Origin of the sequence: Eubacterium sp. SB2, assembly GCF_001244405.1 — a bacterium.
GTDB lineage: Bacteria > Bacillota > Clostridia > Lachnospirales > Lachnospiraceae > Faecalicatena > Faecalicatena contortus_B.
Genome location: NZ_LN865149.1, coordinates 253081 through 275704, shown reverse-complemented (window position 1 = coordinate 275704; position 22624 = coordinate 253081). Strand labels below are relative to the sequence as shown.

Sequence of the window (22624 nt, the reverse complement as noted above, 5' to 3'; positions counted from 1 at the left end):
GAGGAACTCTGAGGGAGGGATATCAATTGAATAGTAAGGAGCGTGTGAGGGCAGCTTTTGAGCACAAGACTCCGGACCGTGTCCCTGCAACGATGCAGGCTGTTGAGACTGCATGGGAGAAGATGCAGCATTACTTTCAGGTTGAGACGGCAGATGAGGTTATGGATATCCTGGAGATTGACACAAGGGTAATGGATTTTCCACCATATATCGGGCCTAAGATACCGGATTTTGTTAACGCAAAAGGCGAGGTAGTGCATACACATCCTTTTGGACAGCAGTATGTGGAAAAATGGAACGGTGTGGAGTATAACAGCCATACCATCAAAAGGCCTCTTGAACATGTTGAGACAATGGAAGACCTCATGGCCTTCAGAAACTGGCCCAATCCCGATCACTTTGACTATGAGGCTGTGAAGCGTTTCTGCGGCCGGCATCAGGATAAAGCAATCCGGATCGGATGGCCTGGGCCTTATCAGGTATTTCTGGATCTGTATCCCGCGGAATCTTTCTATATGCTGATGGCGGAGGATCCGGGGATGGTAAAGGCAATGCTGAACCGTTACAGCCAGTTTTACATGGAGATGTATGAGAGGATGCTGGAAGCAGGGGATGGGGCGATTGACCTGATCCGGCCCTGTGATGATTATGGGACGCAGATCAGTCTGCTGTTCAGCCCAAAGATGTGGGATGAATACTTTGCGGAGAATACGAAAAAGCTGGTTCAGCTGGCACATAAATATAACTGTTTTTACTTGCAGCATTCCTGCGGGGCGGTCAGGAAGATCATTCCGAACCTGATTGCATGCGGGGTTGACGGACTGGAGCCAATTCAGAAGGTTAAGGGAATGGAAGTCGATTCATTAAAGCGGGAATACGGACACAAGCTCTGCTTTCAGGGCGGTGTGGACACACAGAACCTGCTGCCTTTCGGGTCACCGGAGGAGGTCAGGGCGGAGACGGAATACATCATCAGGACGATGAATGTGGATGGAGGATATATTCTGGGGCCGAGCCAGGATTTTGAGGGCGACGTTCCTGTGGAAAATATCATAGCTTTATATGAAGCAAGAAAGAAATTTATTTAACTAGTAAATAAGCCTCTGGCGGAGGGAGAGGCGAGCTTAGGTATTGTGCATGCCGAGCATGACGTGCGGCTCTCCGCCGGGGCATACTTGAAGTAATTAAGGAGGAAACAGCAGTATGAAAAAGAGAATACTTTGTTTCGGGGATTCCAACACCTGGGGAGCCGTTCCGGCTGAAGGGACCAGACACCCGGACGATGTCAGGTGGACAGGGATTCTGGCGGCTGAACTGGGAAATGAGTATCAGGTGATTGAAGAAGGATATAACGGAAGGACCACCGTTCACGATGATCCGGTTGAAAACAGACTTTCCGGTATCACTTATTTTGAGACCTGCCTGGATTCACAGTCTCCTCTTGACCTGATTATTCTGATGCTTGGGACGAACGATCTGAAGGCCAGATTCGGAGCGGACCCTTACACGATAGCATTCGGTTTCGGACGCTATCTGAATGCGGTGAAGACGGTGCCGATGGCAGGAAACAGACCGGAAGTACTTTTAGCATCTCCGCTCCTGATTGATCCGTCTTACAAGGATGTTCCACTATTCTTCGATATGTTCGGAGACGGCGCAGTTGAGCGTTCAGAAAAGTTTGCAGAAGCATATGAGGCATTTGCAAAAGAAAACGGAGTGCACTTTATAGACGCGTCCAAATACGGTAAGGCATCCGTCAGGGACGGGGTACATATGGAAGCGGAATACCACGAAAAACTGGGGAAAGCCTTTGCAGAAAAAGTAAAAGAGATCCTTGGATAACAGATAAAGAGGCCTTTGTGCTGATAAGAGGTGGCTATGAGCAGAAAAATCAACAACAGCGGGGGCACAAAGAAACAGGAACAGCAGGCAAAAAAGCAGCGCCAGAACAGGCAGATCACAATCTTTGCAGTAGTACTGGGAGTGCTGATCGTTATCGGAATCCTTGCAGCTTTATTTTTTCAGAGCGGTGCTCCGGTCAGAATCCTTCCTGCGGTCACGATAGACGGGAAAGGGTATAAGCTGAGTGAATTCAACTATTACTACTATGCTTATTATAATTCTTATCTGGATGAACACAGTGAGTTCAGAGAGTATATGTTTGATGACAGCACATCTCTGAAAGACCAGCCCTATGACGATGATCAGTCCTGGTTCGAATATTTTGAGGATCAGACCGTGGAGTCTATGTCCAGCGTTCTAAGGACGGCTGCTCTGGCAGAGAAAGAAGGATTTGAACTGAGCAGTGAGGCGCAGGAAGAGATCGATACTGCACTGGAAGACATAAAAAGCAGAGCTGATGATGCCGGAATCAGTACAGACAAGTATTTGGAAAATATATACGGCAGCAAAATGTCAGAAAAGCTCTACGGGAAGCATCTTACCTATTCCCATCTGGCGGCTGAATACAGTGACCAGATCAAGGCTGACTTTCGTTTCAGCGAAGATGAGATAAAAGCGTATTATGAGGAACACCTTCCGGAATATACTTTTGTCAATTATGAAAGGTTTTATGTGAAGGCCAGTGATATTGATACAGAGCCGACAGAGGAAGAAAAGCAGAATGCTTTTTCCATAGCACAGAAGATCTTCGACAAAGTAGAAAAGGGTGGGGATCTGAAGGAAGCCAGCAGTGAGTTTGAAGACTATGGAACCTATTATGCTTTTGACGATGCCTACTATGATCCGAACTTTTCCTATGGGGAATGGCTTTTTTCACCAGAACGAAAAGACGGCGATGCAAATGTGATTGATGATGGTTCCGGATACTATGTGATGGTGTTCCACAGCAGGAACGAGAGCAGCTATCCGACGGCTGATATTATAGACATCTGTTTTCCGGTGGATGCAGCATTGGAGGATGGCAGTTCAGAAGATTATGATGATAAAGTGAACCAGTTATATGAAGATTCCTGTGCAAAAGCGGAAGAGCTGCTGGAGACATGGGAAAAAGGAAACAAAACAGAGGAAAGCTTCGGGGCGCTTGCTTCAGAAAATGAATCTTTATCTGAGGCAGACGGAAATTTTGAAAATCTGACCAGAGATAATCTGGATGATGCAATTGATAAATGGGTGTTTGACGATGGGCGTAAGCCTGGAGACTGCAGTGTCATATACACGGAAGGCGGTTTTCATGTGGTTTATTACGCCGGCACGGGTGCTGAGGCGTGGCAGGTAAAAGCGGAGGAAGATATGCGCACAGATGCTTATGAAGAATGGTATCAGAATCTGCTGGATACTGCCAAAGTAAAGCGTCACAGCTACGTTTTAGGGTTTGCCGGCGGTGAAATCAATAAATAGCAACACGAAAGGAGTTAATCAGCATGGGTAACGCATCAAAAAATGAAGCGTATGCACTGGATATGCGCAGCGTATCCAAGAGATTTCCCGGTACATTGGCTGTTGATAAGGTCGATTTCCGGGTGAGAGCGGGGGAAGTTCATGCCCTCATGGGGGAAAACGGAGCGGGTAAATCCACTTTGATGAAAATGCTTGCGGGTCTTTTCAATGATTATACCGGAGAGATCTACATCAATGGGGAGAAGCGAAATCTCCACACACCGAATCTTGCAAAAGAGTACGGGATAGGAATGGTGTACCAGGAGTTATCACTGGCACGGAGGATTTCTATTTATGAGAACCTTCTTGTTGGGCGCCTTCCCAAAAAGAACGCACTGTTCATTGACAAGAAGAAAGCAATCGAGGAAGCGAAGAAACTGCTAAGCCGGGTAGGTCTGGATGATCTGGATCCGACGCTGGATGTATCCGAGATCAGCCAGTGTGATGCACAGCTGGTTGAGATTGCAAAGGTGCTCGGTTCCGAACCGAAGATCCTGGTTATGGACGAGCCGACTTCCGCGCTGTCAAGCGAAGAAGTAAATAAGCTGTTTGAGATTGTAAGAAATCTTCAGAAACAGGGACTGGCTATCGTATATATTTCTCATCACTTAAGTGAAATCTTTGAGATTGCAGACATGGTTACGGTTATGAGAGATGGTAAGCTGGTTGATTCTTTCCCGATCTCCGAGACCAATACGGAACAGCTGGTAGAGTGCATGGTCGGTGAGCCTGTAAAGAGCTTCTATGCGGACCATAAGAGCATGGTTACCGATGAAGTGGTACTGAAAGTCGAAGATTTTACAAGATGGGGATTCTACCATCATGTGAACTTCGATCTCCACAAAGGGGAGGTTCTTGCTATTTGCGGACTTGCAGGTTCAGGACGTACCGAGATTGCAAGAGGACTGACAGGCGTTGACAAGGTTGACTGCGGAAAAGAATACATCCATGGAAAAGAGGTTCATTTCAAAGATCTTGGAGAAGCCATTAAGGGTGGAATCGGTTACCTGACAGAGGACAGAAAGGTCGTAGGCCTTGCACTTCCTCAGACGGTTGCAGACAATGTTACGTCATGTATTATTGACAGATGCGGCCCCGGCATTATCTATGACGGCAAGAAACAGTACGGCCTTATAGACGAAAAGATTAACGAGATGAGCGTTTATCCGGCAGACAGAGACAGACAGGTAAACAGCTTCTCCGGCGGTAACCAGCAGAAAGTCCTGATGGCAAAATGGCTGGCGGCAGATGTTGACATCCTGATCCTGGATGAACCTACCCGAGGCGTTGATGTCAATGCAAAACAGGTTATCCATGATGCGGTTAAGCGATTTGTTTCACAGGGCAATGCCTGTATCCTGCTTTCCAGTGACTTGCCGGAGGTTGTAGGACTTTGCGACCGCGCGGTAATCCTGAGAGAAGGCCATATTATCGGCGAGATTCCAAAAGAAGGTATCAATGAGAATTCACTGTTGATTGCAGCTAATGGGGAGGGTGAGTACGTATCATGTCAGAACAAATAAATAAAAATCCAAATCCAAGCGCGCCAAAAGTAGATACACGAAAAGAAGAAATCAACAAGTTCAGTCTTATATTCAATAAGCTAGGTATTTACGTTGTTGTAGTTGCGTTGATTATTATAGGTATGATTGTATCAAAGGGTACATTCTTCGCCGCCAGCAATATCCAGTCCATTCTGGAGGCGGTTGCGCTGATCGGTATGGTCAGTGCGGGACTTATTTTCATTACATATTCCGGCAATATGACCGATATGTCCATTCCGCTTACCATGGCTGTGGGCGGTATGATGACGGTGCAGACCATTAACTTCGGTTTCCCGGTTGCGATGCTGATCGGTATATTATCCGGTGTAATCATCGGTTTTATCAATGGTTTCATGATCGGTAAGCTCAGAGCCAACCCAATCATCTGGACATGGGGCTTCAACCTTCTGTTGTCCGGTATCGTACGTGTTGTATGGGAAGGAAAACAGCTCTATGCAGATAAAGTGGCAAAGGATACGGAATTTGCACAGAACGCTGCAAATACATTCTTCTCTATTGCCAGAACTTATATCGGAAAGTACATTTCCCTGATGGCGATCGTTATGATCGTAATCATGATCATCGCATGGTTTATTCACGCCAAGACAAAATTTGGCCAGAAACTGAAAATCATCGGTACGAACTATGAAGTAGCAAAATTCTCAGGTATCAATTGTGCAAAAACACTGATTACCGCTTATATCATCAACGGTGTCTGTGCATCCATCGGAGGTATCTTCTTCGCAGCACTGCGTAAGACAGCATCCTACGAAAACGGTACAGGATATGACTTCTCCTGTCTGACAGCCGTACTGTTGGGCGGATGCCTCTTAAACGGAGGTAAAGGTTCAGTAGTTGGAACATTTGGAGGTGTAATCGCCTACGGTATCCTTAACAACATCCTTTCATGGATCGGTCTTGGAACCTATGAGAAATATCTGGTACAGGGTCTTGTATTCCTGTTTATCGTATGGCTGAATACTTATTCTAACAGAAAGTTGGGTAGAGCATAATGAAAAATAAGAAATTTAAACTTAATGCAAATTTTATTAATGCAAACAGATCTTATCTTTTCCTGGCTCTGATATTGATTATTGGTCTTTTTGTAGATAACTTCTATACCATGTACAACATTAGTGCCGCTACAGGAAACGGAAGCCTTGTTATCTGGCTGGGCTTAGGATTTACAACATGTATGATTGCAGGACATATGGATCTGACGATCATGTATATGTCCACATTTGCAGCGCTGCTTTGTCTGGGACTGCACGACAAACCTGGTCTTCCGTGGGTTGTCTGCATCCTGATTGCAACACTGGTCGGAGTCTTAGTGGGATGCATTAACGGTTTCCTTGTTACGAAGCTGAAGATCCACTCCTTTATCGCAACACTGGGTATGCAGTTTGTATTGAAGGGATCCATGTACATTTACACAGGCGGTGAAGAACTGAGTATCGGAAAAGATTATGCATTCAGCGATGTCCTGAATGAAAACCTGGTTCCGTTCCTGCCGTTTTCAACATATTTCCTGATCACAACAATCGTTGTCTTTATTGTTATGATTGTTCTGCGCTACACAAGATTCGGGCGGAATGTATATATGATCGGCGGTAACCTGGAGACAGCATGGCTGGCAGGTATTAAAAGTGACCGTGTAACAACACTTGCATTTGTAATTTCTTCTGCAGCTTGTGCACTGGGTGGAGCGTTAAATGGTATCTACTCAGGAACAGCAGGTATTACAATGGGTGAGAAGGGAATCAGCCCCCTGATGATCGCGCTGACGGCAACCATTATCGGCGGTACTGCTATCAACGGAGGAAAAGGAAGCGTTGTGTGGACCTGGGTATCCCTGGTAGCCATTGCACTTCTGAAAGCTATTTTCAAGAAAACAGAGATACAGGTGCTTGTCATTGCAGCGATCCTGATCGGATGTATTGTATATGAGACTATCGCACTGTATAACAGAAACAAGACAGTAGGTACAAGGCCGAACCTGCATAAAGAGGCCATGAAGGAGCTGGGCAAGGCTTCATAGGCAAGATCTTTCTATCAGAATAATCGCAGGTTCAGCTTAACTCAGATTAGAAGCATGCGGGACATGTTTTTAATAAGAAACCCAAGGAAAATAAAAGGAGGAAGAAAAATGTTCAAAAAGTATGTAGCAGTATTGCTCAGCGGGCTTATGCTGGTAAGTGCAGTAAGCCTCACAGGTTGCGGAAGTGACTCCAAAGAATCTGATTCAAAAGCAGACACGAAAACAGAGGATTCCAGCGGCGGCGGGGATAACCTGGCAGAATCCAAAGACCTTTTAGCAAAAGCAATTGAGGAGCTCAAAACAACAGACAATCATCCACTGCTGGAAGAGGGAACCACATTCGATGTTCCGGAAGCAAAGGGCGATGCAGAAGAACTGGAAAAACTTGATGACAGCGACATAAACAAATGGCACTACTATGAGTACCTTGACTGGGATGATTCAAATGATGCAAAATTCCCGGAATCTCCGGCTGACGGACAGAAGGGTAAACACGTCATCGTAATCGTACACGGAGCTCATGCATGGACAACCTGCTATCAGGAAGCTTTTGAGGAAGCTTGTGAAGCAGTCGGCATGACATGTGATGTATACGATCCTAACTGGGATCAGTCTACACAGGACGGATATGTTGACCAGGCAATCAATGAGAGCCCGGATGCAATCGTAGTAATCCCGGTAAGTGCTGACCACGCCGGACAGCAGTTCAAGAAGATTACAAAAGCAGGCATCCCTGCATTCTGCAGCAACACACTTCCAGAGGCAGATGCCATGAACAATATTCTGGCTTACACAGGCCCGAACGACTGGTATCAGATGAGAAACCTGGCAAGCAAGCTTGGTGAAGAGCTTGGCGGAAAAGGCGGAGTTTGCTACATCACACACAATGTAGGAACATCACCATACTATGCACGTACATTCGGACCTATGTCCACATTAGCAGAAGAATATCCTGACATCAAATCTCTTGACGTACAGTCACCAGGATTTGAGGCTTCCGCTGTAAAACAGGTAGTATCTGACTGGATTACAAAATATGGCGACGACCTGAACGCAATCGTGCTTGCAGACGATTCTGACCAGGCAATCGGTGCAACAGAGGCTTGTAAGGCAGCTGGACGCGATGACATCATCATCGTAGCAGCTGGTATCTCCAAACAGGGCGCAGAGCTGATTCAGAGCGGCGAACTGAAATACGCAAGTTACCAGTCATGCCAGGCAGACGCAGGTCTTGTAGTAAGAACAATGTCCGAGTACTTCAACGGCGAAGAAATTCCGAGAGTTGCTTACATCGGAACAGACATCATCAGCGCTGACAATGTAGAAGATTTCCTTCCATGCCAGTGGTAAGCAAGAGTTAGTAAAATTGTAATAGCAGATAACGGTCGGGCGGAGGATGGTATATCAACCTCCGCCTGACCTGTGAAAGAGGAGAGGCAGATGAACAGTAAAGAACGTTTTTTGGCAACAGTTGAGAGAAAACCGGTAGACCGCCCGGCTGCATGGCTTGGCATGCCGGATATATTTTCACAGCCGGCATTATTTGAGTATTATGGCGTTAAAGACATGCATGAGTTAAAACTGGCGGTTGGAGATGATTTCTATGCAGTGGAAGTTCCGTACAAATCACCGACCGCAAGCGCGATCTATGCCGCATTTGACTGGTATATGGATGGCGATGTAGATGCGGAGGACCGGACCCTGACGGCAGACGGATGTTTTAAGGATGCCGAGGAGCTGGAAGATCTGGACTTCTTTGAATGGCCGGATCCAGAAAAATACATTGATCCCGAAGAGTGTTTACGCCGTGTCGAGGCAGCTCCGGAAGGAAAAGTGAGACTGGGAATCCTCTGGTCGGCTCATTTCCAGGATACCTGTGCCGCTTTTGGCATGGAGACTGCACTTATGAATATGATTGCAAATCCTGAAATTTATGAAGCAGTTAATGAAAAGGTCATGGAATTCTATCTGAAGGCAAATAAGATCTTTTTTGAAGCAACAAAGGGTAAACTGGATGCAGTCCTGATTGGAAACGATATGGGCAGCCAGAGAGGCCTCATGTTATCACCGGACATGGTACGCCAGTTTATTATCCCGGGATGTAAACGCCTTGTAGAGCAAGCACACAGCTACGGTGTAAAAGTAATCTATCATTCCTGCGGTTCAATCGCAGATGTAATTCCGGATCTGATTGGGGCGGGCGTGGATATTGTTCATCCAATTCAGGCGCTGGCAGCAGGAATGGAGCCAAGAGGGCTAAAAGAAAAATTTGGCGATCAGGTAGCTTTCTGCGGAGGCGTGGATACTCAGGATCTGCTCGTACATGGCAGCCCGGAAGATGTACGTAATAAAGTAAAAGAACTGCGCGAAATTTTCCCGACAGGATTGATTATTTCCCCAAGCCACGAGGCAATTATGCCGGATGTACCGCCGGAAAATATTCATGCGCTGTTTGAAGAAGCACAGAAGGTTTATTAAGAGATTAACTAATATACTTAGAAAGTATCCCGTAATATAAGCCCTTATGGGTGGGGCAGGACGCAGTATCATGTTTATCAATTGGAGGTGCAGCAATGCAGAGATATGGATCTATCATAGGAGTAAAAAAGGAAAAACTGGATGATTACAAATATCATCATGCACATATATGGCCTGAAATTAATGCAATGATCAAGGAATGCAATATTTCTAATTATTCCATTTACAATTTTGGGGAATTACTGTTCTCATATTATGAATATACAGGAGATGACTATAAAGCAGATATGGACAAAATGGCGGCAGACCCAAAGACACAGGAGTGGTGGGATCTGGTTATGCCTTTCCAGCAGCCGCTTGAGGAAAGAAAAGAAGGCGAATGGTGGGCTGAGATGGAAGAGGTCTATCATTTAGATTAAGGACGGAGGTCTTGGTATGAATTCAAGAGAGCGTGTGATGGCGGCAATTAACCATAAAGAACCGGATTATGTGCCGCTGGATCTGGGGGCAACGCCAAGTTCAGGAATCTCGGCGATTGCTTATAACAACCTGAAGAAGCACATGGGCATTACAGACGGGCATACCCGCATCTTTGACGTAGTACAGCAGGTAGTCATACCGGAGCAGAATATCATTGATGAATTCGGAGTGGATGTGATCGACATTGGAAGAGTATTCAATGAGAAAGACAGCGACTGGTATGATGTGACTCTGGCAGACGGCTCCACCGGTCAGTATCCGGTATGGTTTCAGCCCATTCGCCAGGAGAATGGAAACTACATTGTTGTGGACAAAGAAGGAACCCAGATTGCAAAAATGCCAGTTGGAGCAACCTTCTTCGATCAGACATATTTCCCGTATGTGGACGACTACCCGGAGGATTATTCTGACCTGGACCACCAGATGGGCAAAGTCCTGTGGAGCGCTCTCGTGCACAGTCCGTGGGATCACGCAGGGGAGAGAGGCTTCTACAGTGAACTGAGAAGGCGCACCCTGGAGCTGAGAGCCAGCACGGACAAGGCACTGATGATTACCTGCGGCTGCAATCTGTTCGAGTGGGGAACTTTCCTGCGCAGAATGGATAATTTCCTGATGGATATCTATGCAGACCCGGAAAATGTAAAAGAACTTGTGGATCAGCTGATGGAACGGCACCTGGCGACCTTAAGCTGTGTATGCGACGCTGTGGGTGACATTGTGGATATACTCAGATTTGGAGACGATCTGGGAATGGACACAGGGATGTTTATGTCCCAGGAGAAATACAGAACGCTGTTCAAGCCTTATCACACACAGCTCAATGATTACGTCCACAAGAACAGTAACATGAAGACATTTTTACACTCCTGCGGTTCCATATATCCAATCATTGGAGACCTGATTGATGCGGGATATGATGTACTCAATCCGGTACAGACAACAGCGTACCAGATGGACCCTGCGACTTTGAAAAAAGAATTCGGAAATGATATTACTTTCTGGGGCGGCGGATGCAATACAAGATCCGTATTAAACAGGTCTACACCACAGGAAGTATATGACTATACAAGAAAAATGATCGATATCTTCGGACCGGGCGGCGGATTTGTGTTCAATCAGGAACATAATATCATGCCGGATGTACCGGCGGAGAATCTGCTTGCTATGTATAAGGCTGTGGCGGATAGCAGGTAGGGGGGCGCCTGTCAGGGGCGGGACTTCTGCCGCGGGCGGGGAAACTTTCCTGTCCCTTTCTGCGGGCGGTCCGTTTGCCAAGTTTCACTAGATAAAAAACACATCGGATTGGAAGGCATCGCCGGCATTCACCGTGCAATTCTGATGAATTGCGCGGCTCAGGCCGGCTTAAAATCTGCTTCGGAAGCAGATTTTAGCCTTCCAATCCGATGTGTTTTTTATCTAGTGAAACTACGGCGCACTCTATGCCTGCAGAAAGGGACAGGAAAGTTTCCCCGCCCGCGGCAGAAGTCCCGCCCCTGACAGGCTGGGGGCACCCGGACGGGAGGGCGGCGGCGCGGGAGAATGGCCGGACGGGAAAATTATGCATAGTATTTCCGTTTGCTCTGCCGCTGCCTATAACTACTAATATATTTTTCATATTCACTTCTTGAGATTTTTAATGATTACTGACTTTTAAGGATATTATAACATGATTTTAAGACCGGATTTATGAAGAAATCAGAAAAAACAGAAACAGGGCTATGAACTGGATAATGATGTTCTCAGGCTAACGATGACTGGAGGAGGGAAGAAAGGGCGGCAGAGATTATACAGTATTGTCTGTTAAAAGCTTAACAGGTACAATCTGCCGCCCTTTGTTGCAAATTATTTACAATGCAGTCTTTTGTGCTTAGTTACTTGATTTTCTTTTCCTGAAGGCATATACACATAAGGTACCGCCGGACAGTGCCAGCAGGCTGATTAAGAGTGCTGGATTTGATGTGTCGCCAGTTACAGGGGTGCTGGATTTCGCTTTTGTCTTGTCGGCGGGTTTATTTGTTGGTTTATCATTTGGTTTGTCAGTTGGCTTGTTATTTGGTTTATCATTTGGTTTGTCATTTGGTTTATCAGTCGGTTTGTCATTTGGGTTATCAGTCGGTTTGTCATTTGGGTTATCAGTCGGTTTGTCTCCTGGCTTCTGCTCTTCCTTCTTGGCGATAGTAAATTTCACTACGGTGTCCAGGCCGGTGTAATTTGCAGTTGCTTCAACCTTGGCTTTCATATACCAGGTACCTGCATTTTCCGGCATTGTATCAGTGAACAGACCATCTTTAGCATTACTGTAGGAAAATACTGTATTTCCATACTTAGCTTTTGCAGAAGGCGTATTTGCCGGTTCTCCATCGGTCCAGCCAATCAGGGCAGGGGCTTCCAGCCATTCATTAGCTGCCTGTGAAATATGAAATTCTTTTACATCTTCTAAACCTGTATAATTTTCTGTTTCCTTTACAATAGCTTTTACATACCAGGTTCCTGCATTTACAGGCGCTGTGCTGGTATATACTCCGTCTTGTACATTGCTGTAAGTAAAGGTTACATCTCCGAACTTTGCTGCTGCGGCCGGGATACCTGCTGTTTCATTATAGGTCCGGTCACCAAGGGAGAGCGGTGTTGTCCACTCATTAGCTGCCTTTGTTATTACAAATTCTGATGCCTCCAGACCTGCCTGATTAAAATAATCGTCTTCTTCTACGGTTACCGTAATTGCATATTTCCCAACATCTTTTGGTATGTCGGAGCAGGGTTCCCAGTCAGCTCCATTCCATTTGAAATAAGAAGCAGTCACTTTCCCCTTGCTTCCTTCAACACGGATCTCTGGGTTCACAGGATTGCCGGTATAGTCCCTATTAAGATCATTATCAATATAAAGATAACTGTCAGCTTTATGAACAGTAAGAGTCAGGGTTACATTTAATTTCGCATCCGTCCCATCAGAGTAAGAACCACAGTCATATTCATAGATTAATGGTTCACCGTCTTTATAACCTGTGACATCACTTCCGTTCAGGGTGCCTCCGTCTGTTATATGAACTTTGCCGGGATCAATTCCGGGAAATGCGTTAGTAATATCAAAGCTTGGACCCGTAACATCCAGGGATAGATTCGTATTGCCAGGCTTTGTAGAATATGAGTCGAAGGCTCTATTTTCGCCGATATTTAACCATGCAAGATTGCATCGGCTGAAACGCAAAAGGTCCATATTTGCGACGTTGCTGACATCAAGACCGCGAATCCCGGTATTGCTGCATTCCAGTGTATTTAAATATGTTGAGCCATTGACATCCAGATCTGTTAAATCTTTGTTGTTATCGCAATAGATGACACTTAAAGAATTTTTTGCATCACCTAAGATCAATTCTGATAAATTAGCGTTATCACAATATAAACTCACCAGATTGTTATTCCCGCTGACATCCAGGCGTCCAATTTTTGTGTCTCCGCAATCCAGATAGCTTAGAGCGCTTGCACCGTTTACGGTCAGTGAGGCCAGATTTGCACTCTCCATACACTTTAATTCAGTCAGATTGTGATTTTCGCTGACATCTAAACTGCTGATTCCTGTTTTAGAACAGTCTATTTGTTTTAACGAAGAAGCACCCTTTACAATCAAGGATCCCAGACTGCTATTGTTCTGGCAGACCAATGTTTCTAAATTTGGATTCTCGCTGACATCGATGCTGGCGATATTGGTATCATTGCATTTCAAAAATGTTAAAGCTCCGGCCCCCTTCACGATTAATGAGGCGAGATCACTGTTGTCGTGACACTGTATCTCCGACAGATTGGGGTTGCCGCTGACATCCAGAACTTTTATCTTTGTGCCCCAGCAGCCTAATTTCTTTAAGTTCTTTAAGTAGCCTATTCCTGTCAAGTCGGATATCTCTTGACGAGCAACATTCACCTCTTCAATTGCATCAATTTCAGCAGCTGATAATATGTCATCATCATTTGTATCTATCGTGTAGCCCCCCAGATATTCCCGAAACTTCGGATCTGGGAAATTAGTATTATTAATTAAGACATCACCTTCATTGAGCAGCTTAGGTATCACTATTGTATAATGGAAATTATACTCGTCATAACCCTTGGGTGCTGACGGATTAGAAAGCCAGTAGTAAACATCAAAATCCATAGAACCCTCGGCATCAGTTGTGGCTTTGATCCTGGTTAAAAATACCACATTAGTTTTCATCATTTGACCAGTAACTACAAATTTGTTTCTTAGAATTCCTTCTATGTTTTGTCTCCAATCTTCATCGGTGTCACTATTGTCCACAACTACACCAGCGAGAGTTTCTCTGAGTACGCGCTCTGCCTCAGTTGGGTCAGTAATAACCGGGTCCTCCGCTTTTAATGTCTTTACTGGTGCCATTGTCAGTACCAGCCCTAAGATCAGCAGGCAGGTACAGGTTTTCTTCCATAATTGTTTTATCATCTCTCATACTCCTTTCTATGTACACCCTCTCTAATCCAATTTAGCAAAAAAAATTTTAAAAACAATGGTATGGCTGAAATTTGCATTTTTTGGCAGGAAATTACATTGTTTGGAGGTTCTTTATCATGTAAAATAGAGTAGATAAAACATTTATTTAGTGTGGATAATACAGGAAGCGAGGATTCGATATGAAAGTCGCTGTCATAGATGATCTTTCGGAATGTAGGAATGAAATACAAGACAGCCTGCATCGTTTTTTTGCGGAACATTATGCGGATGAGATTCTTACCATTGAGGATTTTAGCAGCGGGGAAGCATTTCTTTCTACGTTCAGAAAAGACACTTACGACCTTATTTTTATTGACCAGTATATGGACGGGCTATCTGGTATTGAAACGGCATGGAAAATCAGGCAGAGCGATGAACTTGTCTCTCTTGTATTCGTCACCACCAGCCGTGACCATGCAATAGACAGTTATCAGGTAAAGGCAGGCGGTTATCTGCTGAAACCGTTCAGCTATGCTGATTTTGAGCATACGTTGTCAATGCTTTCAATTGCAAAGATAAGAAATGCACGATTCATCTGTTTGGAGGAAGATCGTATCCTTCTGCGTGAGATTCTCTGGTGTGATGTTGACGGACATTATGTGCAGGTACATACCGAGCAGCGGGGGATCAGGCGATACAGGATTCCATTTAGTAACTTAACAGCTATGCTGCTTTGCTATCCCCAGTTTCAAACCTGTTATAAGGGATGCATCGTAAACCTTGATCATGTGGAGCGTCTGGATAAGCTGGACTTCCTGTTGAGGACAGGCAAAAGGCTGCCCTTTTCCAAGCGGGACAGAAAGAAAATCGAAATGAACTACCATACCTATCTGTTTCAAAAAGCAAGAGAGGAGGATCTGCTGTGATAGATACCCTGATGGTGATCTTATTTCCATATCTGGATTTTATTCCCTTTGCCGTGCCGCGCTATTACATGTTCCGTGACAGGCTGCGAATTCCGTTTCGCTATATCATGGTACTGATTACCGGTGTCGCGACTCTCAACAGTCTGGTTTTTTACCTGATCAATTCCAGTGGGTATGAGACGGCGATGCAGTGGACAACAGTCATGCGCTATGGGTTCATGCTGATCAATCTCATATTGTCTTTTTCTCTGATAAAGGAGTGCTTCCCAAAACTGATGTTCACCTATCTGCTTCTGCTTTCGTGGTCTTTCTTTGTCTTTGGAAATGCGAACTACATTGAGAGCAGGTTCTTCTGGAATTTTTCCGACCAACATCCCTATCTGGTCTACAACATTGCCCGTATTATAATATACCTCATCACCTGCCCGTTTCTGTTCCACTATCTTCAGCACACCGTTACGGAAGCGCTGAAGATCCAGGATGATGCATTATGGCGGTATCTGTGGAAGATCCCGCTGTTCTCAACCTTATTCGGGATGCTGTATTGTGCTGTCGATGATGTCTACGCCTATGCCACATGGGAATTTTTGGTTTCCCGCTATTTGATGCTGTTTGGTACGTGCTATGTGTCTTTTGTGGCATTCAAAGTACTGGAGATTTCAAGAACCCGTACACAATTAGAGGAAGCATTGCACTATGCAAATCAGAGTATGAATGCTCAGAAAAAGCAGTTTGACAGTCTGGCACAGCATATGGATGAGATGAGGAAAGCAAGACACGATCTGCGCCAGCACCTGGCTGTCGTACAGTCCTACATAGAGAAAGATGACAAAGAGGGATTGCATAATTACATTGAACTGTATAAAAATGAACTGCCCCATGAGGTGCTTGATTTGTACTGCCGCAATGACGTGGTGAACGCTGTCATCAGTTATTATGCGGGGGTGTCACGGGACAACGGAATACAATTTGATGTAAAGACAGATTATCCCGAACTCTCCTCCATTACCGAGACCGATATGACCGTGTTACTGGGGAATCTGCTGGAAAATGCGGTGGAAGCCTGCCTGCAGCAGAAGGATGAACAGCCGTTTATCAAGGTACGCATCAAACGCCATGGTAACTCGGAGCTGCTGATTCTAATCGACAACACCTGTAAGACATCCGTCCGCTTCATGGATGGCCTCCCCTTGTCATCGAAGCGCCCCGGTATGGGGATAGGAGCAGCGTCTGTACAGGATATCGCAGCGCGTTATAATGGGACTGTCCGGTTTGAGCAGAGAAAAGAGGTTTTTTATGCCTCTGTCCTGATTCAGTATGACAGCCAGATATAGAAATTAAATATATGAGCTATTATATTATAATGGACTTATCTATTTTCGGCACATTGGATTTGAGTGTTGATAAAACTTTATAATATGTATACAATAAATTGCAGGAGGTATACATTGAAACCTCAGAAAAATGAAAGAGCAGTGGAGAGTTTATCGAAGAATCTGCTGTTTTAGAAGCCTAAGACAAATAACGAACAGGGGATATAAATGGAATTTAATGAAAAGCTGCAGCAGCTCAGAAGGAATCACAATCTTACGCAGGAACAGCTTGCAGAGCAGCTGTATGTATCACGGACAGCTATATCAAAGTGGGAAAGCGGCAGGGGCTATCCAAACATCGAATCTTTAAAATGCATATCAAAACTTTTTTCAGTTACAATTGATGAATTATTATCAAGTGATGAATTGATTACCCTGGCGGAAACTGAGAACCGTTCCAATCTTAAAAAGATCTACATGGTTATCAGCGGGATCGTTGATGTTTTGTCTGTTGCATTTATATTACTTCCGATTTATGGAAAGCCGGAAGGGAACCATGTTTACTCCGTGAATCTACTGGCGAATACCCATACCCCCAATATAGACCGTACTATTTATTGGTCTGTCTTTACAATTTTGATCGGACTTGGCATTGCCAGACTTATATTCACCTATATTGAGAAGGAGTTATTGTACCGTTTTTTTACTAAAATTTCGATTGCAGCCGGTGCGGCAGCTATCTGTTTATTTGCAGCTGCAAGAGAGCCATATGCAACTATTTTATTATTTTTATTTTTTGGAGTGAAAGTATTTCTACTATGGAAGCAGATGCAGGCAGATCAGCATTAAATCCTTGAGAAAAGGCCCTTTGACACGAAGAGTGTCGGGGCCTTTTTCTATTGTGACGACAGGTTTCTTGTCCTTTTGGTACTGCTGGCAGATAATCCAAATGCAGCTTGCAAATAGATTATTTCCGCAAAAGAAAGGAAGATTGATTATGCAAAAAAAATTAAAGAAGTGTCTTATCATAACAGGGGGATTGTTTTTCATCTTTATACTTTTTACTGTTATGGTCAAAACCGTGGATGTTCAGCCCGTCGGTCCGGATCACTCAAAAGTTGGCCTCGCGTCCGTCAACCAGTGTGTGTTTAAATTTTTCGGTGTAAACCTATTATGGTACGATATTACTGACTGGCTTGGAGTTTTCGCGATAGTAATTGCTTTGGGGTTTGCGGTTCTGGGACTGTTCCAGCTTATAAAGCGGAAAAGCATTAAGAAAGTCGATTACAGAATATTATTGTTGGGTGTATTTTACGCGATGGTTATTGCTGTTTATGTGTTTTTTGAGGTAGTGGTTGTCAATTATAGGCCCATCATTCTTACAGAAAGCTTAGAAGCATCGTTTCCCTCCTCACATGTTATGTTTGTAAACTGTATTATGGCTACAGCCATGCTGCAGTTTCATTATTATCTGCGGGAAAGGAAAGCTTGGCTTTGGATATCGGATATTGTATCCGTCCTCATTATGATAGTAACTGTAATCGGGCGGCTAATATCCGGTGTCCATTGGTTTACTGATATTGTGGCGGGGATTTTATTTTCGTCGGTGCTGATTGCACTATACTGCACTGCATTGTTGTATTTTGAGTCGGGGAAGAGAGTGGAATAAAACAAAGCATGGGAGTACCGTTAATTTCATTACTCCCACGTATCAGGAATGCCGTATCGGAAGAAATGCGAAGATGAACTGGAGAAGATAGAAAACTATTTTAATATCAAGAATACAGGTTTGGCAAGAGGCTGCCTGTACCATTCGTTATTATAATATTTTAAAAGGAATCCCTCTTTTTTTAAATGCCTCTTTCGGAGTCAGATGTTACCATTGGTTCAGTAATTAGTTTTGTGAAATCAGGAGGGTTCTTATGGCAAATTTTATGTTTGAAAATGGTACTAGGCTTTATTGGGGAACTGGTGTGGAAGAAGAGGCAGGAAAGCTGTGCAGGGAGTTTGCGCTGACAGATACGGTTATGACAGTATCCTATGCAGAGGGGCCGCTGCGTCCTCTGGTGGAACGGGTGATCGGCTATCTGAAAGCTGAAGGGCTGAAGGTAGTGGAATACAATGATGTGGTTCCCAATCCTCTGTTGGACAAAACGAGGGAAGCAATACAGACTGCAAAGGAACAGGGAGTGGGGATGACATTGGGAATCGGCGGCGGGAGCTGCATTGATGTGGCAAAAGCCATTGCCCTTGGGACCCGGCTTGAGAAGGATATCTGGGAGGTATACAGCGGGGCGGCCGAGCCGGATGAGATCCTTCCGGTGGGGGCCATTATGACACTTGCGGGGACAGGCAGCGAGACCAGTCCCTTTGCTGTACTGACGAATACTGAGGAAGTATCCAAAATCGGATACGGCTGTACGGAAATGAGGCCCAGGTTTGCACTGCTGAACCCGGAGCTTACTTTTGGCGTTCCGGCATACCAGACGATGTGTGGGGCATGTGACATCTTTGCCCATATCTGCGATGCATATCTTGGAAGAATTGAAGATATGAAGCTGACCAGCAGGCTGAGTGAAAGTGTGATGAAAACGGTTATCGAATATCTCCCGGCGGCGCTGGAAAAGTCGGATGATTATGAGGCGCGGAGCCAGCTGATGCTCTGCGGCACCCTTGCTATGGGCAAATTTGCATCGATGGGCCTGTATACCAATCTGGGGCTGCATACCATTGCGGAGGATCTGGGGGCAGTCTATAATGTGACCCACGGTGCAGCGCTCTCCGTCATCCTTCCGGCATGGATGACGTATCTGAAGAAGGAGAAGTTTAACCTGCTCCTGCGCTATGCAAGGGAAGTCTGGAACCTGGATATCAATGCGGACCATCCGGAGAAGACGGTGGACGCTGCGATACGAAAGACAAAAGAATTCTTTGCAGGCGTGGGGCTGCCGGTTACGTTATCAGAACTTGGCATTGATTTTGAGAAAGACGGTAAAATGCTTTCTGAGCGTATCAATTGTACAGAAGATTATGGCGACGCTTATATCGCGCTGACACCGGAGGATGTTTATGAAATCTACCGTTTTGCATCAAAGTAGAAGAATTATCCATCTGAATAGGGGATGGAAATTTACAAAAGAAACGAAAGCAGATATGGAATATGACGCATATCATCTGACGAAGACCGGAGCACAGGTTTCGCCTGCGGCAATGTCCTATGACGACCATGGCTGGGAGGAGGTGACACTGCCTCATGATTTTGAGGTGCTCCAGGAATTGAATCCACAGGCCAGGGATTACAATGGATATCTCGACGCGGAAGATTGCTGGTACAGGAAGTTTTTCTGTCTTGACGACAGGGATAAAGAACGGCGAATTATTTTACATTTTGACGGAATAACCGGGGAGAGCAAAATATGGGTGAATGGCTGTCTGATGAGGAAACAGATGTCCTCCTGCTGTGATGTGGAAATTGATATTACAGATGTAGTGAGGTATGGCGCTGCTGTCAATCTGATTGCCGTATTTCTGGACCATACATGGATGCAGGGATGGTGGTATCAGGGCGGTGGTTTGTACCGCAAGGTGTGGCTGGAAATAACGGACCTGCTGTATCTGGATCCAAAAGAGGTTCAGATTCTCACAGAAAAGAACGGGACTGCAAAACCTTCGGAAGTAAAAGAAAGGACCGGAGCGTCGGAACTTCCGGAGGTAAAAGGAGAGACCGGGGCTGCGGGGAGTTCGGAATCAAAAGAGAAGTGGAAAGTAACTGTCAATTTGGAGGTAGATGCCCGATATGGCGGAGTAGGAAACTGCACGGTCAGAGCACGTATCTTTTCTGAGGAGGGGATTCTGGCGGCAGAGCAGAAAGCAGATATTTGCCAGGGAATACATCCGGATAAAACCAGAGCATGCCTCAGCATGGAGATGACAGTAGAAGCCCCCGCTCTCTGGGACATCCATGAGGGAAACTGTTATCTGCTGGATCTGGAGCTGAGCCGGGAACATGAGATCAGGGACAGCCTGTGCCTGCGTTTTGGCTTTCGGGAGATTCGTTTTGATGCTGAGCAGGGATTCTATATCAATGGGAAACGAAAAGAGATCCGTGGATTTTGTTTCCATGAGGATGAAGGCAATCTGGGGCTGGCAGTCGATTCCTCGGTCTATGAACGCAGAATACAGTATTTGGTGGAGATGGGGGCGAATGCTTACCGGTGTTCCCACAATGCACCGGCAAGGGAATTGCTGGATCTGTGCGACTTATATGGTATTATGGTCATGGAAGAGACCAGGCGTTTTGACACGGGAGAATTGGGAAGAGAAGATCTGCGCCATCTGGTCAGAAGAGACAGAAACCATCCATGTGTTATTCTCTGGTCAGTGGGAAATGAGGAACCCTGGCAGAAAGAGGAACGGGGTTACCGGATTGCGCAGACGATGAAGGGATGGATCCGGGAACTGGACCCGTCCAGGCTGGTAACGATGGCTATGCATGAAGGACTCACAGAAGCGGACAGAGAAGGCGAAAAGACGGCAGCCGATGCGGTCGATGTGATCGGAGTCAATTATAATCACAGGAGGCTGGAAGAGATCCACAAGAGATATCCGGACAAGCCGATCATCGGTTCGGAGATGCTCTGCCTGGCGGATACTGTAGTAGAATGCGGCAATCCTTTTTCGGGAAGCGAGGGGGCGTATGAAACACTGGAGTTCGGGAAAAGCCATCCTTATTATGGCGGGACTTTTGCCTGGGCCGGTGAGGATTATCGGGGAGAGCACAGAAATCTGGGGTTCTTTACAGATGCCTGTCCGCTGAACATAAATGGAGACAAAAAAGACGGCTTTTATCAATATGCAGCCCGATGGAGGGAAGAACCCGTTCTCCACATATGCGGCCACTGGAATCCCACGGAAGCAACAATGCGTGACATCGCAGTCTGCAGCAATATGGACAAAGTTCTGCTGTATGTGAATGGCAGAAAGCAGGCCGAGGCAGTTGTAGATAAACGGCAGCATGCGGTCTTCAAGGTTCCTTATGAACCCGGTGAACTGAAAGCGGTTGGAATCAGCGAAGCGGACCGGGTAACAGCGGAAATACGGACAAGCGGTGAGGCGTATGCCTTCCGGGTCTATCCGGAAAAGACAGCATATCCTGCAGACGGCGAAGCTCTGGTTACGGTGCGGGTGGAGGCCATAGATACAAAAGGAAATCTGGTACCCACGGCATCCCATATCTTTGAAACAGCATGTAATGAATTGGCAGAGTGTGTGTGCACGGATAATGCGGATCCTTATTGCAGCTGCTTTCCGGAGAAAGAGGTTATGTGTCTGTATAAAGGAAAAGGAAAGGCGGTTTTTCGGTGCAGGACAGAACCAGGTGTGTTGAAAATCAGGATTTTTGGCATGCTGAAAGAGGCGGACTGCAGCGTGAATCTGTATTCAATCCGGGAGGGGAAGCAGGAGCCTGTCTGGGAAAATTCTGTGAGTGTCGGAAATCCGTATATAAACGATTGGTTTGTGTCTCATATCTACCAGAAGAAACCGGACATATACGCCTATACCACGGATGACAATTATATTTACTGGAGAAAGAGCCTGGAGAGCGCATCTATGCTGGACCGCCAGATGCCCTTCTTTTTTACAAGAGGCGGCGGCTATATTATTTATTGTATGGAGCCGGATATGCCGGATCTCGAGGAGGGAAAGACCGGAGCGGTGGTGTTCGAGGAGATTACCGGGGAGGCGGAAATCTTAATCTCCATGCGTGATTACATGAACCGCATTCAGAAACGTTATTATCTGGCGAAACATGGCGTGGAAGGAAGCCGCATGAGGGTAGAACTGCCGGGTATTGTTACAGGAGACCGGTTAATTATCAAACTGGTAATAAAAGGTAATCACTGGAAATGCGGGATAACCGGGCCTGTAAGATTTGAAGTATAGTATAATTAAGGACATACAAGACGTCTTGTATGTCCTTTTGGAATACACAGATGAGAACAGGG

The 22624-nt window shown here is 45.6% G+C and carries 17 protein-coding genes; 16 read left to right on the top strand and 1 reads right to left on the bottom strand.

All coding sequences use genetic code 11. From position 1 onward, the window contains the following. Positions 1 to 26: 26 nt before the first annotated feature. The 10 genes from BN1938_RS03055 (at position 27) to BN1938_RS03010 (ending at position 11133) form a co-directional block, all read left to right on the top strand. Entirely contained in the window at positions 27 to 1088 is a 1062-nt protein-coding gene (locus BN1938_RS03055; protein ID WP_050639183.1) for a uroporphyrinogen decarboxylase family protein, read from the top strand. A gap of 115 nt (positions 1089 to 1203) precedes the next feature. Next, a complete protein-coding gene (locus tag BN1938_RS03050; protein ID WP_050639182.1) occupies positions 1204 to 1842 on the top strand; it encodes an SGNH/GDSL hydrolase family protein in 639 nt (212 codons plus the stop codon). Positions 1843 to 1878: 36 nt separating this feature from the next. Further along, the gene (locus BN1938_RS03045) at positions 1879 to 3360 is read left to right on the top strand and encodes a peptidylprolyl isomerase (protein ID WP_050639181.1); all 1482 of its coding nucleotides are present in this window, start codon (positions 1879 to 1881) and stop codon (positions 3358 to 3360) included. 23 nt (positions 3361 to 3383) lie between these two features. After that, the gene (locus BN1938_RS03040) at positions 3384 to 4922 is read left to right on the top strand and encodes a sugar ABC transporter ATP-binding protein (RefSeq protein ID WP_070102397.1); all 1539 of its coding nucleotides are present in this window, start codon (positions 3384 to 3386) and stop codon (positions 4920 to 4922) included. After that, positions 4907 to 5956, top strand: a complete 1050-nt coding sequence (locus BN1938_RS03035) for an ABC transporter permease (RefSeq protein WP_050639180.1) — start codon at positions 4907 to 4909, stop codon at positions 5954 to 5956. Before BN1938_RS03040 ends, BN1938_RS03035 begins: the two co-directional genes overlap by 16 nt. Then, on the top strand, positions 5956 to 6981 hold the full coding sequence (locus BN1938_RS03030) for an ABC transporter permease (RefSeq protein WP_050639179.1): 1026 nt from the start codon (positions 5956 to 5958) through the stop codon (positions 6979 to 6981). The genes BN1938_RS03035 and BN1938_RS03030 overlap by 1 nt, the downstream gene beginning before the upstream one ends. Positions 6982 to 7089: 108 nt before the next feature. After that, the gene (locus BN1938_RS03025) at positions 7090 to 8331 is read left to right on the top strand and encodes a sugar ABC transporter substrate-binding protein (RefSeq protein WP_242843793.1); all 1242 of its coding nucleotides are present in this window, start codon (positions 7090 to 7092) and stop codon (positions 8329 to 8331) included. A 90-nt stretch (positions 8332 to 8421) separates the two neighbouring features. Continuing rightward, entirely contained in the window at positions 8422 to 9459 is a 1038-nt protein-coding gene (locus BN1938_RS03020) for a uroporphyrinogen decarboxylase family protein (RefSeq protein WP_050639177.1), read from the top strand. A 95-nt stretch (positions 9460 to 9554) separates the two neighbouring features. Next, positions 9555 to 9878 carry an L-rhamnose mutarotase gene (locus BN1938_RS03015; RefSeq protein WP_025653827.1) on the top strand — a complete coding sequence of 108 codons (324 nt, stop codon included), beginning with the start codon at positions 9555 to 9557 and terminating at the stop codon, positions 9876 to 9878. A 16-nt stretch (positions 9879 to 9894) separates the two neighbouring features. After that, positions 9895 to 11133, top strand: a complete 1239-nt coding sequence (locus tag BN1938_RS03010) for a uroporphyrinogen decarboxylase family protein (RefSeq protein WP_050639176.1) — start codon at positions 9895 to 9897, stop codon at positions 11131 to 11133. Positions 11134 to 11806: 673 nt separating this feature from the next. On the opposite strand, the gene BN1938_RS03000 is transcribed toward BN1938_RS03010, so the two are convergent. Beyond that, positions 11807 to 14392, bottom strand: a complete 2586-nt coding sequence (locus tag BN1938_RS03000) for an MBG domain-containing protein (protein ID WP_050639174.1) — start codon at positions 14390 to 14392, stop codon at positions 11807 to 11809. 188 nt (positions 14393 to 14580) lie between these two features. Between BN1938_RS03000 and BN1938_RS02995 the strand changes: the two genes are divergently transcribed. From BN1938_RS02995 to BN1938_RS02970, 6 genes are all read left to right on the top strand, one after another. Next, complete coding sequence (locus BN1938_RS02995) at positions 14581 to 15306, top strand: LytR/AlgR family response regulator transcription factor (RefSeq protein ID WP_050639173.1); 726 nt, start codon at positions 14581 to 14583, stop codon at positions 15304 to 15306. Next, complete coding sequence (locus BN1938_RS02990; RefSeq protein WP_050639172.1) at positions 15303 to 16640, top strand: ATP-binding protein; 1338 nt, start codon at positions 15303 to 15305, stop codon at positions 16638 to 16640. The genes BN1938_RS02995 and BN1938_RS02990 overlap by 4 nt, the downstream gene beginning before the upstream one ends. A gap of 207 nt (positions 16641 to 16847) precedes the next feature. Continuing rightward, positions 16848 to 17468 (top strand): helix-turn-helix domain-containing protein, encoded by a 621-nt coding sequence (locus BN1938_RS02985; RefSeq protein WP_050639171.1) that lies wholly within the window; start codon positions 16848 to 16850, stop codon positions 17466 to 17468. A gap of 148 nt (positions 17469 to 17616) precedes the next feature. After that, the gene (locus BN1938_RS02980) at positions 17617 to 18288 is read left to right on the top strand and encodes a phosphatase PAP2 family protein (protein ID WP_050639170.1); all 672 of its coding nucleotides are present in this window, start codon (positions 17617 to 17619) and stop codon (positions 18286 to 18288) included. A 253-nt stretch (positions 18289 to 18541) separates the two neighbouring features. Next, positions 18542 to 19717: an iron-containing alcohol dehydrogenase gene (locus BN1938_RS02975; protein WP_050639169.1), complete on the top strand. Its 1176-nt coding sequence runs from the start codon at positions 18542 to 18544 to the stop codon at positions 19715 to 19717. Beyond that, positions 19689 to 22562: a glycoside hydrolase family 2 TIM barrel-domain containing protein gene (locus BN1938_RS02970; RefSeq protein WP_050639168.1), complete on the top strand. Its 2874-nt coding sequence runs from the start codon at positions 19689 to 19691 to the stop codon at positions 22560 to 22562. The genes BN1938_RS02975 and BN1938_RS02970 overlap by 29 nt, the downstream gene beginning before the upstream one ends. Positions 22563 to 22624: the final 62 nt, after the last annotated feature.

What these genes read in the sequence shown, in the direction of transcription:
- BN1938_RS03050 (WP_050639182.1), top strand. Translation starts at nt 1,204, where the DNA reads ATGAAAAAGAGAATACTTTGTTTCGGGGATTCCAACACCTGGGGAGCC.
- BN1938_RS03045 (WP_050639181.1), top strand. Translation starts at nt 1,879, where the DNA reads ATGAGCAGAAAAATCAACAACAGCGGGGGCACAAAGAAACAGGAACAG.
- BN1938_RS03040 (WP_070102397.1), top strand. Translation starts at nt 3,384, where the DNA reads ATGGGTAACGCATCAAAAAATGAAGCGTATGCACTGGATATGCGCAGC.
- BN1938_RS03035 (WP_050639180.1), top strand. Translation starts at nt 4,907, where the DNA reads ATGTCAGAACAAATAAATAAAAATCCAAATCCAAGCGCGCCAAAAGTA.
- BN1938_RS03030 (WP_050639179.1), top strand. Translation starts at nt 5,956, where the DNA reads ATGAAAAATAAGAAATTTAAACTTAATGCAAATTTTATTAATGCAAAC.
- BN1938_RS03025 (WP_242843793.1), top strand. Translation starts at nt 7,090, where the DNA reads ATGTTCAAAAAGTATGTAGCAGTATTGCTCAGCGGGCTTATGCTGGTA.
- BN1938_RS03020 (WP_050639177.1), top strand. Translation starts at nt 8,422, where the DNA reads ATGAACAGTAAAGAACGTTTTTTGGCAACAGTTGAGAGAAAACCGGTA.
- BN1938_RS03015 (WP_025653827.1), top strand. Translation starts at nt 9,555, where the DNA reads ATGCAGAGATATGGATCTATCATAGGAGTAAAAAAGGAAAAACTGGAT.
- BN1938_RS03010 (WP_050639176.1), top strand. Translation starts at nt 9,895, where the DNA reads ATGAATTCAAGAGAGCGTGTGATGGCGGCAATTAACCATAAAGAACCG.
- BN1938_RS03000 (WP_050639174.1), bottom strand. Translation starts at nt 14,392, where the DNA reads ATGATAAAACAATTATGGAAGAAAACCTGTACCTGCCTGCTGATCTTA.
- BN1938_RS02995 (WP_050639173.1), top strand. Translation starts at nt 14,581, where the DNA reads ATGAAAGTCGCTGTCATAGATGATCTTTCGGAATGTAGGAATGAAATA.
- BN1938_RS02985 (WP_050639171.1), top strand. Translation starts at nt 16,848, where the DNA reads ATGGAATTTAATGAAAAGCTGCAGCAGCTCAGAAGGAATCACAATCTT.
- BN1938_RS02980 (WP_050639170.1), top strand. Translation starts at nt 17,617, where the DNA reads ATGCAAAAAAAATTAAAGAAGTGTCTTATCATAACAGGGGGATTGTTT.
- BN1938_RS02975 (WP_050639169.1), top strand. Translation starts at nt 18,542, where the DNA reads ATGGCAAATTTTATGTTTGAAAATGGTACTAGGCTTTATTGGGGAACT.
- BN1938_RS02970 (WP_050639168.1), top strand. Translation starts at nt 19,689, where the DNA reads ATGAAATCTACCGTTTTGCATCAAAGTAGAAGAATTATCCATCTGAAT.